At 35.7% G+C, this 13,906-nt stretch carries 11 protein-coding genes; 3 read left to right on the top strand and 8 right to left on the bottom strand.

The window, feature by feature from the left end:
* Together ACFIKE_RS02715 and ACFIKE_RS02710 are read left to right on the top strand one after the other, a co-directional pair.
* On the top strand, nucleotides 1–342 hold a 342-nt coding region (locus tag ACFIKE_RS02715), incomplete at its 5' end, for a hypothetical protein (protein WP_375648345.1).
* A gap of 1,467 nt (nucleotides 343–1,809) precedes the next feature.
* Nucleotides 1,810–4,563 (top strand): autotransporter outer membrane beta-barrel domain-containing protein, encoded by a 2,754-nt coding sequence (locus tag ACFIKE_RS02710; RefSeq protein ID WP_375648344.1) that lies wholly within the window; start codon nucleotides 1,810–1,812, stop codon nucleotides 4,561–4,563.
* A 974-nt stretch (nucleotides 4,564–5,537) separates the two neighbouring features.
* On the opposite strand, the gene ACFIKE_RS02705 is transcribed toward ACFIKE_RS02710, so the two are convergent.
* From ACFIKE_RS02705 to ACFIKE_RS02685, 5 genes are all read right to left on the bottom strand, one after another.
* Complete coding sequence (locus ACFIKE_RS02705; RefSeq protein WP_375648343.1) at nucleotides 5,538–6,803, bottom strand: acetyl-CoA carboxylase biotin carboxylase subunit family protein; 1,266 nt, start codon at nucleotides 6,801–6,803, stop codon at nucleotides 5,538–5,540.
* Between the two features lie 236 nt (nucleotides 6,804–7,039).
* Nucleotides 7,040–7,663, bottom strand: coding sequence for a DMT family transporter (locus ACFIKE_RS02700; RefSeq protein ID WP_375648346.1), 624 nt, complete (start codon nucleotides 7,661–7,663; stop codon nucleotides 7,040–7,042).
* Between the two features lie 80 nt (nucleotides 7,664–7,743).
* On the bottom strand, nucleotides 7,744–8,643 hold the full coding sequence (locus tag ACFIKE_RS02695) for a DUF6421 family protein (RefSeq protein WP_375648342.1): 900 nt from the start codon (nucleotides 8,641–8,643) through the stop codon (nucleotides 7,744–7,746).
* Complete coding sequence (locus ACFIKE_RS02690; protein WP_375648341.1) at nucleotides 8,595–8,948, bottom strand: hypothetical protein; 354 nt, start codon at nucleotides 8,946–8,948, stop codon at nucleotides 8,595–8,597. Before ACFIKE_RS02690 ends, ACFIKE_RS02695 begins: the two co-directional genes overlap by 49 nt.
* Nucleotides 8,935–9,393, bottom strand: coding sequence for a hypothetical protein (locus ACFIKE_RS02685; protein WP_375648340.1), 459 nt, complete (start codon nucleotides 9,391–9,393; stop codon nucleotides 8,935–8,937). The genes ACFIKE_RS02690 and ACFIKE_RS02685 overlap by 14 nt, the downstream gene beginning before the upstream one ends.
* A gap of 778 nt (nucleotides 9,394–10,171) precedes the next feature.
* Between ACFIKE_RS02685 and ACFIKE_RS02680 the strand changes: the two genes are divergently transcribed.
* The gene (locus tag ACFIKE_RS02680) at nucleotides 10,172–10,960 is read left to right on the top strand and encodes an ATP12 family chaperone protein (protein WP_375648339.1); all 789 of its coding nucleotides are present in this window, start codon (nucleotides 10,172–10,174) and stop codon (nucleotides 10,958–10,960) included.
* Nucleotides 10,961–10,994: 34 nt separating this feature from the next.
* Here the strand turns inward: ACFIKE_RS02680 and ACFIKE_RS02675 are convergent, their stop codons facing one another.
* The 3 genes from ACFIKE_RS02675 to ACFIKE_RS02665 all read right to left on the bottom strand — a co-directional run bounded on the left by ACFIKE_RS02675 (nucleotide 10,995) and on the right by ACFIKE_RS02665 (nucleotide 13,503).
* On the bottom strand, nucleotides 10,995–11,540 hold the full coding sequence (locus ACFIKE_RS02675; RefSeq protein ID WP_375625998.1) for a hypothetical protein: 546 nt from the start codon (nucleotides 11,538–11,540) through the stop codon (nucleotides 10,995–10,997).
* A 155-nt stretch (nucleotides 11,541–11,695) separates the two neighbouring features.
* Nucleotides 11,696–13,105, bottom strand: coding sequence for a type I glutamate--ammonia ligase (glnA, locus tag ACFIKE_RS02670; protein ID WP_015856529.1), 1,410 nt, complete (start codon nucleotides 13,103–13,105; stop codon nucleotides 11,696–11,698).
* Nucleotides 13,106–13,164: 59 nt separating this feature from the next.
* The gene (locus ACFIKE_RS02665; protein WP_273754282.1) at nucleotides 13,165–13,503 is read right to left on the bottom strand and encodes a P-II family nitrogen regulator; all 339 of its coding nucleotides are present in this window, start codon (nucleotides 13,501–13,503) and stop codon (nucleotides 13,165–13,167) included.
* Nucleotides 13,504–13,906: the final 403 nt, after the last annotated feature.

The following is a 13,906-nucleotide window of genomic DNA, read 5'->3' as shown; positions in this document are numbered from 1 at the left end:
GAAGAACAGCCTTCTCGAACAGCTGTAGATGCATGGGAAAAGCCCGGCGCAGATCAGCTTGAGATCAAAAAAGCTCTGTTGGAATGCGGAGTGCAGAATTTGGATGGTCGGCTTGATACGGAAACAAGTATGGATGAGAAATTCAATGCTGAGGAGGCAGAGAATGCATGTATGATCCAAGCAGGTTTCCGAGATAAATTGGGAAGGGTGAAGTGGTGTGAGAAATATGAAAATCTTCCAATTTGTCAGCCTGATGCAGTTATTCCTCAGCGAAGTGTAGAGAGGCGTTTGAATAGTCCTCATTGTAAAGAGCATAAAGAACAACCTGAATGTCAACCTTAGGTATTGATGTTTCTGTAATCAATAATCCTCATATTCTTTTTCTCGCATGGGGGGCGGGGTTTCTTTTTTTTAATGTACTAGCCATCTTGTATGCGAGAAAATACTAACAAGTTTTTCAGCCTTTCTATCGTAAATATTGAAGGGGGGAAATGAAAAATATTGAAATTATTGAGTGTTATAATTTTATTAAGCTCTGCTGGATGTGTTAGCAAATCTCCTCCAATCGATCTTGGCATTATGAGAAAAGCCCAATGTCAATGAATCTACGATCTCACAAGCACTGTTCAAATGTGGCAGGCAGCCAATCTACGCTTTTCCTGAAAATATGGATTCGTGTGCAAGTGAGTTTGCAGCAATTTATGAATGCATGACTAAAGCAGGTTATCGATACAAACCACAAGATTCAAAGAGAATCTACTTTTATCAGTATCGCGAAGTGATTCATTTTTAGCAAATTTAATGGTAGTAAGGTATCAGCAGGTTATAGATAATGATATTTTTGGTGTACCAATTAGACGAAAAAGATGTTACGTCTTGATGAATGATAAAAAACGCTAGTAAATAAAAAAAGCTTTGCACAAGTGATCATCAACAGTAGAATACTCATTTTAAATCAATAATTGAATGAAAATATTAAACGGGAGAAGAGAAAAATACAGCTCTTTTGTCTCCAATATAGTTATATTCATCAGCTACGAGATTAGCAATAGTGTTGTTGTCAGATGATGATAGTGGAGGATAGTGAGTTGTTGTTTAGAGAAATTTATTCAATATAAAGAATGTCAAATAATAGCTTTGCTAAAATATCTGCTTTAATGATAATAAACAGATAGCTTTCATAAAACTGATTTTGATGAAATTTTATTTTGGTGTTTTTTAATTTTAAGATGGTGAGTGTTTTACTGTATTTTAGATTTTATCAAAAGATCTAAAGTATTATGCAAGTAATTTTGATATAAAGATCTTTTCATTTTATGATAATTTTTTTGTTAGATACTAGCATTTTTAATACAGAAATTGTGTACATTAGGTTATAAATTAGTGTGCGATTTTTTGTTTTTTTATTGTAGTTAAAGAAATGATGCTGTTATAGCTTTCATATAATATATCTCATTATATCGTATTTTTATTAAAACGGTTCGATTGTTTAAATCTTAAAAATTGTTATCATTTTGTTGCATTTTTATTTTTCGGTGGTGAGATAAATTGAATATTATATCTCTTCGAAATTCACATTTTTCGCGTTTTTTGAGATGCACTCTTTAAAGAGATTGTCATCATAAATGGTGTTTTTAAACTTTTTGTTCTTTCTTTACATAAAATACAAAACATATTATGAGTATGCTATAATTTATCATAAAAAACAAAAAATATCAATTTGTTTTATTCTTATTGTGTTTAATTCGTGGTTTGTTTTTTTTGCCAGCATTTTTTGTTTTGTTGAAAAAAAGAGAGTTTTGAAAAACAATGATAACCAAGGTATCTAAAAATCACTTGTATTCGTGTGTTTTTACAGCAGCTATTTTTTCTTTTTTATTAAATATAAATATTGAGGCGCATTCTCATTCATATACATCACTGTCATGTGACGAAAACAAATTGCCTTATAAATGCAGTGATGGTGTAAAGCATACAATTAGTGATAAAGTATATAAGTTCACGGTACCTGTTAAAGAAAAGAATGGGGAGGGTAGTTCTCTCATATTGCCTGCTGCTATAGTAGTGCAGGAGCCAAATACAGTTATTCAGGCAATGCGTGTAGAGGTTGAAGCTACTGCGGGTATAGAAGATATTTATGGTGTTTCTGTATCACAAGGGGGAAGAGTTGTTTTGAGTGATTCAGCTTTTAAAAATGTGTCAATAGGTCTTAAAGCTGATAGTGGAATGATTGAGGTTAATCGTGGAACAATTGAGGCTTCTCAGTTTGCGGCTTATGCAGAGAAGCGAGGAGCATCTGTTACGTTAACGAATACAAAAATTAAAGTGGAAGGTTTGGGTATCGGTCAAGAGAGTGCTCTTTTCGTTAGGGCTGATGCGGGTATTCAGATGAAAAGTGGTTTTATTGATGTGAATGATGCTGCTGCGCTTTATGTGGGGAGAGGGGGGAGTGCGACTTTAGATGGTGTTACCATTACTTCAAAATATCAAAAAACAGAAGACAATGAAAATACAAGTGAAAAGATTGCACATACAGTTTTCAATGTAAAACATCAGGGCTCTGTTTATTTAAAAAATACTAATATTATTTCTACGGATGTTCATGTTTTAACAGTTGGACAAGATTCTAACACACCATCCAATAATGGAAGGGAAGGAAATATTTTAATTTCGCGGGTTAATATTGAAGATTCAACAATTAAAGCAATAGGTAATAAACATGGTATGTATTTTGAGATGGATGGGGGGAATGATGGGTATGAACAGGGACTTGTCTTTTTGAAAAGGACGATTTTTGAGGTTCCAGATGGAACAGCTATTCACAGTAATAATAGTCGTAGTTATATTGCAGTAACAGAAGGTACAAAAATTTTTGGTGACTTATTATTAACAGCTGAAAAGGGAGGGACTGTAGCGATTTTGGCTGATTCTTCTTCATTGATAGGAGGGACTCGTGTTGCCGATGATTCTATTGCTGAGCTTTATTTGACAAGGGGATCAAAATGGTTTTTGACAAAAAGAAGAGAGATAGCTTCGCAAGCTGCAAACCGCACAAGTTCATTTATTTCATTTGTGAAAGTTTCTGATAGTTTTATTGCTTTTGAAACTCCAATTTTTCAGGATTATCAGACACTTTATATTGGGGAGGGAGAGAAAGAAGTTTATAGTGCGCAAGAAAGTGCTGATATTTATCTCAATACACATTTCAGTAGTGATGGTTTGCTCGATAATAAAAAGACTGATCGGCTTTTGATACATGGTGATGTTTCTGGAAAAACGACAGTTTATGTGCAATTTGTCACAGGAAACCAAGGTGAGATAGCAACCGGTGAAAATGTTCATAGTATTTCACTTATTCAGGTTTCTGGAAAAGCGGCAGAGGATTCTTTTCAGTTAAATCGTGCTTATATTGCATTAGAAGGGTTGCCTTACCGATATTATCTTCATGCTTATGGTCCAGATTCTGCTCTTGGAAATGCACAAATTTCTCAAAGATTGGTTGAAGGAAATGGACATTTTTGGGATTTTCGCCTTGAAAGTAAGTATATTCAGCCTTCTTTGGGGACGTCTGTTATCCCTCATTCTGAGTTAAAGGTCAGAGAGGTTGTTCCACAAGTTCCAACCTATCTTTTGTTACCGAATGCTTTGTTTCATATTGGACTCATGGATATCAGTAATCAACAAAAGGAATTGCAAGTTACGCAGTCTATTCCTCGAAAATTATTAAAAGTTGAAGGGAATTTTGCTTTATCTGTCCACGGTTATGGTGGGAGTTATCGTTATGTCTCAGATCTTTCTAAACTTAAATATGGGTACGATGGTAACGTTGATTATAACGCTATAAAAACAAACATTTTGCTCAAAACAATAGAGAGCGCATATAGTACAACATCTTTTGGGATTATGGGAACCTATGGAAAGCTTTCCTTACAACCTCGTAATGTGGAACAAAGCCAAAAGAGTACGTTTAATAAATGGTCATTTACGACATACGGTAGTGTGAAACACAACACTGGTTTTTATGTAGATGGTCTTTTATCTTATGGTTTGTTTAAAGGGGATGTGCTTACCCATACTTGGGGTAAGACGGCGACATTAAAAGCAAATCCTTTGAACGTTTCGTTTTCTGCTGGTAAAGTGTTTATGACAGGATATGAAGATCTTATTTTTGATCCGCAACTCCAGCTTATTTATCAACATCTTCAATTTGATAAGTTTCGTGATATTGATGGATTTGATGTTGAGATGAAAAAAATAGGTCAATGGTTGGTGCGTATTGGGGGGCGTTTAAATAAAACATTTTCAGCATCTGAAAAGGATCGTATTATTTGTTTTTATGGTAATATTCATCTTTCTAATCGTTTTGGTAAAAAACAATTTGTTCATTTTAAAGATGTTTTCCAGTTGGGTTCTTTTGGTTCTTCTTTAGAAACAGGTTTGGGTATTAATGCGCAGTTTTCTTCTAAAGTTACACTTCACAGTGATCTTAGCTATCAGCATAGGTTAACCAAGGCTGGTTTTTCTGGAGTTCATTTTTCTGGTGGTTTGCGCTATCATTTTTAATAAATCGTTTTAAAAATAATAAATGTGATTTTTAAAGTTTTGTTTTATTTCCTTGATTTAAACCATTGATAGTGCAGCAATTTTAATTGCTTCTTTTAATAATGGCATCATGTGTTTTAATAAGTATGAAAGGATCACGTTGATTTATTTTTTTATCTGGTTGATAGGGGGGCTTAAATGTTTCAAAAAAATTGATAATGAGACTGTAAATCTATTTGTGTTATTTTGGCTATAGATATTTTGGATGTATTCGTCATCAGCTTTTTAAAATAGTAGCTTTATTATCCTATTATGCTGTAAAGTATTGTCGTTTGAAGTTGCTGATATCAATCATGAAAGGCAGGGAGGTGTGTTGACTGTTGATTTAAGAGCTTTTGCTGTTAAGCAAAGGAGGGCATATGTCAAATATAAAGCGCTATTGTTTCGTGGATAATACGCATTTTTATGCTTTTAAATTTTGTAAAAAGCGTTTTTGAAGCTGTTCGTATCGATAGCATTATTGTAGGTGGATCATGAGAAAAGTGGTAAAGCTTGAACACTTTTACCATCAAATTCAACATCTTCAGTTCTTATAATGATAAATGCTTTAAAAAATTGTTCTAATGGCTGTATTGAATATGTGAAGAAGATCATGTCTTATTTGTGAAATAGATATGAAATATAACTTTTAAATCAGAGTGGGGGCTGTAAGATCTTTTTTTCTTCTTTGAGACGTGGGGAGAAGAGGTTGGTCGTATCGAAAAAGTCGTTTAGAAGTTTTTATTATTGTTTCAAATACAGAAACATTGAAGAGCTTTTATTAAAATGGGGTGTAAAAGTAGATCATATTTCCCTCAATTTCTGTTTTTTGAAATATGCATCTTTAATGGAAAGATATTTGCGAAGTTTTAGGCATTCGCATTCGCATTGTGACTTCATTTGTATCGATAAGATTTATATCAAAGTTGAGGGTCAGTAGAAATATCTTTATCGGACTATTGATAAACGTGGTGTTTCCATATGATGCTTAAGGTGTCATCAAGCCATTTATGGTAATTGCGTGCTTCTTCGTTTGAGTTATGAACAGAGAAAATAAAACCAGGATATCCACCAAATGCTGGTGGAGGTGGTGAAGTATGATTGGTTTCAAAGAAAATGATAGTTCTGGCGGTTTGAGGATGCTGCGCAACCTTATCTAGACCAAAAAATCCAGAAAACCGTCCATGACCACGAAGAGGAATAATGTAATTTGCAGCCACTTTTTCAGCTGGGAGTATATCGGGAAGGTTTGGGTTTGGTTCAGCTAAAGCGGCATTCATACATAGTTTTGCAAATGAAATCCCTGTACCTTTCTCAACAATAAAATGGGAGACACCTGATCCACCTATACGAGCGCCGATCTCAATTATATAAGGTAAATTATTAGCATCTAGACGTAGCTCTACATGGGCAGCACCCATATTTATGCCAAGAGCTTTAACTCCAGAGCATGCAGCCTCACATAAAGCAATAATTAAAGGATCATCTATATCGCAGCGTTGACGATAAATTGTTTCTTCAAACCATGGTCCCTCAGGCTGTCCCTTGTCTCCAACGGTCAGAACATGTACACCTGCTGTATCAACAAAGCATTCTACGACAAACTCTTTTCCTGGCAAATACTGTTCTATAACTAAACCTACAGGTTTATTTTTATCATTAAAACGTGCCATGTCTTTATACTGAACATTCCATACGGCTTTAATGAGATCAGGAAGTTTGGCGGAATTTTTAGCTAACATTACGCCTGCACTTGCCCATCCAGAGACGGGTTTAATAACGAGTGGATAATCCAAGGCTTGTATTTGTGATAGGTCTTCTGGATTATCTATATAAAAGAATCTTGGTGTTCTTAAGCCTGCTTTAGCAAAAGCTTGACGCATGAGATATTTATTTCTGGTTAATGCTGCTACTTCTGGTTCAATACTTGGAGTATTGATTTTTTTTGCAGCCAAAGCTGTCCATAGGATGGCTTCTTCGCGAAGGGTCATAACCCCAGAAATATTGCGTTCTTTTGCTCCCGTTGCAAAAGTGTCTAGAGCTGCCTCTGGGTTATCAAAAACAGGAAGTTGCCAAGTTGAAGTTACTGCTGCAGGGTGTTGAGAGGGAACGCTTTCAGCGGTATCATAGATCATTACTAATTCGATATTAGCTGCTTGTGCTGCTTCAAATATAAATGGTAATTTTGCATTGCGCTGGCAAACTAACGCGAGTTTTTTCATTTTGTTTCCTCATTAAATTTGGAGTTTTGAGAATGGCGTTTATGTTGCCATGTAGATACCTTTGATGCATCTATAAATAAGAGTGTCATCCCTATAACAACTACAATCATAGCAATTATTTTGATCATATTGAGAGAAGGGCTCGAGCCGATTATCCATTCACATGCAATCACTGCAAAAGAGGATAATACGCCGATAGTGTTGGCGTATAATACGCCTCCTTCGGCTAAAACTTTTTAGTATAATACGTAAACTGGTGCCGAGCAAACAGTTCCTAAAATCAATATTTTAAATATATCTTCTAACTTAAGATATAAGAGTGGGGCAGGATCAAAAATAAATAATGGCATAAATGATGCTGCAGAAATTGTCGTGATCCAAGCCAATGAGGTGAGCAAAGGTAAATTTTTAAGATAACGTTTAGACAATAAGCCATAAGCAGAGTAAGAAAGTGCTGCTGTTAAAGCAAGAGCTGTTCCTATTAGGCTGTAATATCCACCCTCTGCACTGTTTATATTAAATGCTATAGCCGCTACACTGACAATGATCATACCGATAAGTTTTAACCATGAGAACGTAAGGCTATTCGTCAGTGCACCCAATATGTAGGTAATACCTGGAATAGTAGCGAGCACCATGGTTAAATCACTGGCTTTGAGTGATTTTAATGCGCCAAAACTGCATACAAAATACAGCGAAAATCCTAACACTGAGAGAATTAAAAAAGAAGGTATCATGGAAAGCAATGGTAGGGATCTGAAAACAGCTTTCTCACGAAATATTGCAATCAGCCATAAGGTGGCAGCGGTGGCAAACAACCTAAGTCCAACCGCATGCATGACGGGTATATTGCTAACCAAATTCTTAGATAATAACCAACTTATGGAAAACAATGCTAGAATGGCAAAAGTAAATAATAGTAACCGTCCTTTTATAAAACTCAATGATTTAATCCTCTAATCACTCGCTGTGCATAATATGATGTTGAAAAATTAAATCGTGACTGTGAAGTTTGCGGCTTTCCAAGATTATTTTGGATATAATCTTTAGCTCCTGCCAAATAAGCGTCATCATCTAATGCTTCAAGTGCTTCTATATCTGCTATCATCAATATTATTACTTTTTCAAGACGCTCCAAATCAAATTGAAGATAACCTTGATTTGTTTCAATCAATGCTTTGTTCCGCATCAATATTTCAAAAAGCAAGATCCCTGTACCAGCATCGAATGTCATATGCTGATCAGAATCTTGTGGATAACGAAATATGCGTTCTAATAGGACAAATTCAGTTATTTCTTTCCAAAATTTTGGATGATTTTGTAGCATAATACGCACTGTAATTAAATCAACTTTAGTTTCTTCTAGAAGACCTGTAAACCAATTTAATTTTATATACAGATTTTTATCCAATGGCCGCGGTCCGGTATGATGTGCATAGTCATGATAATAGCCCCACAAACAGCGAGCATCGTAAATGTCTTTTTTAGATAAGTTACGACTATGCAATTGACCGAACAGGAATTTACTATCTCGACCGAGTAAACGTTCAGCTTCCACAATTGTTTGCTTATTGTAAATATCAAAGAATTTACTGAAAAAAAACAAAGCAAATGCTTGCTTATCAATTTTTTGAGCAGCCGCTACAGATTCTGGGAATAGAACAATGCAATTGCCTTCTAAAAAACCTCTTGATGCTATTCCCATTTTTATACATTGAAATGGTGATACATAATTATTTGTATATTTTGAGGCGTCAGCCAGATAGGCCGTTTCATGACGATATCCTGTAACTAATTCCAGCCGGAATCCTTCTGGATCAGGTCCATTTGTTGCACGCATTGGAGCCAAGAAAAACAAGGGAGCATCTGGTAATGGGCTTTGAAAGCAGCCAAAGTGTTATCAAATTTAGGAGGGGTCGTTAAACCGCTGATTATCCACTGATGAAGATCATCAGAAATGGTCGCTAAAAGTTTTGGAGATAATCCGTCAAGAATATTGGCATGGTGGTTCAGCAGAGTGATCAATTCATTGATCATATTATTATCTGCTGAAGTTGGTTCCTTAATGCTCCCATCTCGTTCTTGGCGCATACGGAATTTGTCAACCAAGTTAACAATGGAAAGAAGCGCTTCAGATTTTTTCATGATTAGTTGACTTTAGTGAGTGGAGCAAAAAGGCCATTGGCACTTGTCCAAAATTTTCGACAATACTCAGCCTATAGCGATTTGCCGCAACCGATGTTGTGATACAAGCATCGGCTTTTTCAGCCTTACAAAGAACGGCTGCATCAGCATTGCTGTTGGCAAATACTTTGTCATATTGATGAGCTACCAAAGATTGCGGGGCAGAATGAGTCGCTACGGTTTTAATTTTATCAGCGTTATTGCGTTTAGCTAAAACCATAGAGTGAGTAGGCATGATAAAGCTGTCAAATAATTGCATATCACCTAAACGGGTAAATATGAGTGTATGCAAATCAGGGTAAGCAGCACAGCTTAAGAGATATCCATCCTTTTTCTGAGCAAGTTCATTAAATGCTTCTTCAAGAGTTGTGTATAAGATAATACGGGATCTCGAGTCAGTGGACAAAATATTTTGATTGTGATTGTCAAGCCACTATTGTGCTGCAGCTGTGCAGTTAGTATCTGCAGGGATAAGTGTATAGATAAAAGTATTATTTTCAGATTGCATGATCTCTATTCTTTATAATTATATGCCTAAATTTAAACTAGTGCAATATGTAGAGTATATCAAGCACAATGCGTTAAGTAATTTAGTGCTTTATAAAATAATGTATATGTGAGAGCAAATTTACGATATAATTTGGTCTTTTCATTATTCTATCATGCTGTAAAACACCGTCGTTTAGGGGAGTGATTGAGCAGGAAAAATTCTATGCAAGGGGTATTTATTGGATATGTTAGAGAATTATTGGAATGGTTAAGCGAAGGTAAATGACACGTAAAGCACACTGTTCTATCATTTTGGGGATGATGAACTTTTTGGCTTTAATATTTTGCAAAAAGTATTTTTGAAGCTGTCCGTGTCGATAACATTATTGTAGGTGGATAATAAGAAAAATGATAAAACGTGATCACCTTTATTATCATATTCAATGTATTAAACTTTTTAATTAAGATAATACTTTAAAAAATTATTCTATATTCATGACTGTATTGAATATATGAAAAGATATTATCATTGTCTTGTTTGTAAAAGAAACATGAAATATAACTCTTTAATCAGATTGGGATTGGCAAGATCTTTTTTCTTCTTTGAGGCATGGGAAGGTCGGATTAATCTTATTAAAGTGTATAAAACTTGGATAAAACAGTCGCTTTCTTGAAAAGATCAGAGGTAAACAAATATGCGTGAGATTTTGGATCATTTTGATATGCCATTGAATAAGAATAAAACAAGTTCTGTTCAAAAGATTCAAAATCTTTCATGCCAATCACACCCAAAACGGTTTTATAAGCAAGTGAAGATCGCTTGTGAGGAGGTCGGCTTTACGATTTTGTTGGATGAACGTCCCGTAAAAACGCCCGCAAGGCGTCATTTTCATGTGCCAACAGAAGTGTTTGCTGAATATGTTGCTCAGGAATTTGAGAACCAAAAGCACGTTGTTGATCCTGCAAAAATGCCGATGACGCGTTTGGTTAATACTGTTATTGATGGTATCGCTGATGATATGCAGGTTGTTTTTGAAGATTTATTGCGTTTCGTTGCGTGTGATATGATCTTTTATCGTGCACAGACACCTAAAGAGTTGGTGCAAAAACAATCTGAGCAATGGGATCCTTTATTAGACTGGGCAGAAAAAAAACTGGGTGCAAGGTTTTATTTGACAGAAGGGCTGATGCATGTGGAACAATCACCAGAAGCACTTCAAGCTGTGAGTCATTATTTACGTAGCGTTGAGTCTCCTTATATGCTTGCCGCACTTCATATGATGACAACCTTAACGGGATCTGCTCTCATTGCTCTTGCTGTTGCTGCGGGAAATATTGATGCTGATCATGCTTGGTCTATTGCCCATTTAGATGAAGATTGGATGATGGAACAATGGGGAATAGATAAAGAAACAATGGTACGCCGTGCTCATAAAAAAGTTGAATTTAAGGCTGCTGCTACAATTGTTACAACTTGTTTATAGGGGTAAATCTTTTATTTACGTGCGTTCTTTTCACTCAGAGTATTTTTGTGACTTTTTGGGGATTGATTTTTACTTTTTCAAGTCCAGGAAATAGTTCATTGGTTATGTTTAAGAGCGTTTCGTCATTCCTACGGATAAAATACCATTGGTTATCGTGAAGTAGGGCAATAATTTCAGTTTGAATAGAGCATTTTTTTCCAGCATTTGTTGTGGTTACAAGCTCCACGGGTATAACAAAATAAGGGGTGCCATTATCAAGTGTACCTTCACGTTTTTGTTTTTGGTCAATGTTGATCGTTTCAATCTTGTAACTTTCTGCCAACCGTTCTATTTGGCTTTTCATGATTTGTCGAAATTGTGATTGACTAAGATTTTTTTTAGCGGTTAAGCGGTTGATGATTTGGGGAGGAATAGCATTTAAGATGACATTTGCATCGGCATTTTTAAGTGCTTTACTATAAGCGGATGCCGCTTTTTCAAGAGCTATGAGTTTTTGATTGGTTATCGTATGTGCTTGAGTTGTTGATGTGATAAAGACAATGCATAAAAGAAAGGGAACGAGAAAACAAATTCGCGGCATTAGAGACCTTGTTAGTTCATTTGAAGAGATTCAACACATTATAAAGGAAAAGCGGATGAGCAAAAAGCCTCTTGCGCTTTTGCATGAGAAGAATATCCACAAAAATGGAGGCTTTTGCCTCCATTTTAAAAATCAGAAGAATGCGTATTGATTGTTTAAACAGAATAGTACATATCAAATTCAACAGGATGAGGTGTTGTTTCGTAGCGCAAGACTTCTTGCATCTTTACTTGAATGAAGGAATTAATCTGATCATCATCAAAAACGTCGCCAGCTTTAAGAAAGCCACGATCTTTGTCAAGTGCTTCAAGCGCTTCACGCAGACTTCCTGAAACAGTAGGGATTTCTTTGAGTTCTTTTAAGGGAAGATCATAAAGATCTTTATCCATAGCATGTCCGGGATGAATTTTGTTTTTGATGCCATCAAGACCAGCCATTAAAAGGGCTGCAAATGCCAAATAGGGATTTGCTGTTGGATCTGGAAAACGAACTTCTACGCGTTTTGAATTTGGTGAGGAGCTCATTGGAATACGGCAAGATGCAGAACGATTACGTGCTGAATAGGCAAGAAGAACAGGAGCTTCATAACCAGGAACCAAACGTTTATAGGAGTTTGTGGATGGGTTTGTAAAAGCATTGATTGCTTTTGCGTGCTTAATAACACCACCGATAAAAAATAAACAGGTTTCTGATAGACCGGCATATTCATTTCCTGCAAAAATGGGTTTGCCATCTTTCCAAATGGAGATGTGGACATGCATTCCAGAGCCGTTATCACCAAAAACTGGTTTTGGCATGAAGGTTGCTGTTTTCCCATAACTGTTTGCTATTTGATGTACAACATATTTAAAAATTTGCATCTTGTCAGCTTCGCGAACGAGTGTATCAAAACGAATACCCAATTCATGTTGGCCTGCTGCTACTTCGTGATGGTGTTTTTCGACCTGTACGCCCATATCCTTGAGTGCTGTGAGCATTTCAGAACGCATATCTTGGCAGGAATCAATCGGCGGAACAGGAAGGTATCCTCCCTTTATTCGTGGGCGATGCCCTAGATTGCCTGTTTCATATTCCGTGTCATCATTGGAGGGAAGTTCACTTGAATCGAGTTTAAACCCTGTGTTGTAAGGATCCGTTTTATAGCGCACATCATCAAAGATAAAAAACTCTGCTTCTGGACCTACATTAATTGTATCTCCAATGCCTAAAGATTTCATATAAACCTCAGCCCTTTTGGCGATAGAACGAGGATCTCTACGATAAAATTCACCAGAGACAGGATCAAGTACATTACAAAATATAACCAAAGTGGATTGAGCAAAAAAAGGATCAATATGTGCTGTTTCTGGATCTGGCATTAAAACCATGTCAGATTCATTAATTGTTTTCCAACCAGCAATTGAAGAACCATCAAACATGACACCATCACTAAAAGTATCCTCGCTGATCTCTGCGATATCCATTGTAATGTGATGCAATTTTCCTCGTGGATCAGTAAAACGTAAATCAACAAAACGGATTTCATTGTCTGTAATCTGTTTGATAATATCTGATGCGGTTGTCATATTCAATTTCCTTAATATGGCGTTGAGGTGGATAAAAAAGTGAATTTTCTCATTATTTATTAAAGGGCATCGATACCAGTTTCGTCGGTGCCTATACGAATGGCATCATCAATGGAAAAGACAAATATCTTTCCATCTCCTATATGTTTGGTTTGAGCTGCTTTACGTATTGCATCAACAGTTTGTTCCAGTTTTTCATCGGACACAACAATTTCAATCTTTACTTTAGGTAGAAAGTCAACAACATATTTCGTGCCACGATAAAGTTCTGTATGCTCCCTTTGATGGCCAAAACCTTTCGCTTCTGTTACTGTAATACCATGTAACCCAATTTTTTGAAGCGCTTCTTTCACTTCATCAAGTTTGAAAGGTTTTATAATGGCTTCAATTTTTTTCATGCTGAAATTATCTCCAACGTTATTTTGTCTTTTTAGACTGCATCACATTATATTGACAACTGTAAGATGTCCAACAGATACTTTGTGCACAAAAAGTCGAAAATAATGACACTCTATGCTCTTTTAGGAGAGTTTCTTTTGTAGAATAAAGTCAAATACTGTTTTTTGGGAAGAAATCTTACAATTTTTGTACAAGAATTAAAATAATATAATAAAAGAGTTTTGTTTTTTTTGTTAGATAATACGTTGACTTATAAGGATAATTAGACGTTTTCTATACGGAATGAGAAACTCTAATAGCGTAAGATTTTCTCATTTTAGATCTTTTTATCGTCAATCAATCAAAACGATACCTTTGTATATCATGAATAGTACGAGTGTGTGGATAAAAACATTTGAAAAA

Source organism: Bartonella sp. MU70NMGDW (genome assembly GCF_042194085.1).
Classification (GTDB): domain Bacteria; phylum Pseudomonadota; class Alphaproteobacteria; order Rhizobiales; family Rhizobiaceae; genus Bartonella; species Bartonella grahamii.
Note: the sequence above shows the minus strand (reverse complement) of the source record. Positions and strands in the feature narration are given on the sequence as shown.

Bases quoted from the DNA above. Each gene is read 5' to 3' on its own strand.
- glnA (WP_015856529.1), bottom strand. From the start codon at position 13,105: ATGACAACCGCATCAGATATTATCAAACAGATTACAGACAATGAAATC.
- ACFIKE_RS02680 (WP_375648339.1), top strand. From the start codon at position 10,172: ATGCGTGAGATTTTGGATCATTTTGATATGCCATTGAATAAGAATAAA.
- ACFIKE_RS02665 (WP_273754282.1), bottom strand. From the start codon at position 13,503: ATGAAAAAAATTGAAGCCATTATAAAACCTTTCAAACTTGATGAAGTG.
- ACFIKE_RS02695 (WP_375648342.1), bottom strand. From the start codon at position 8,643: ATGCGTGCAACAAATGGACCTGATCCAGAAGGATTCCGGCTGGAATTA.
- ACFIKE_RS02675 (WP_375625998.1), bottom strand. From the start codon at position 11,540: ATGCCGCGAATTTGTTTTCTCGTTCCCTTTCTTTTATGCATTGTCTTT.
- ACFIKE_RS02705 (WP_375648343.1), bottom strand. From the start codon at position 6,803: ATGAAAAAACTCGCGTTAGTTTGCCAGCGCAATGCAAAATTACCATTT.
- ACFIKE_RS02690 (WP_375648341.1), bottom strand. From the start codon at position 8,948: ATGAAAAAATCTGAAGCGCTTCTTTCCATTGTTAACTTGGTTGACAAA.
- ACFIKE_RS02710 (WP_375648344.1), top strand. From the start codon at position 1,810: ATGATAACCAAGGTATCTAAAAATCACTTGTATTCGTGTGTTTTTACA.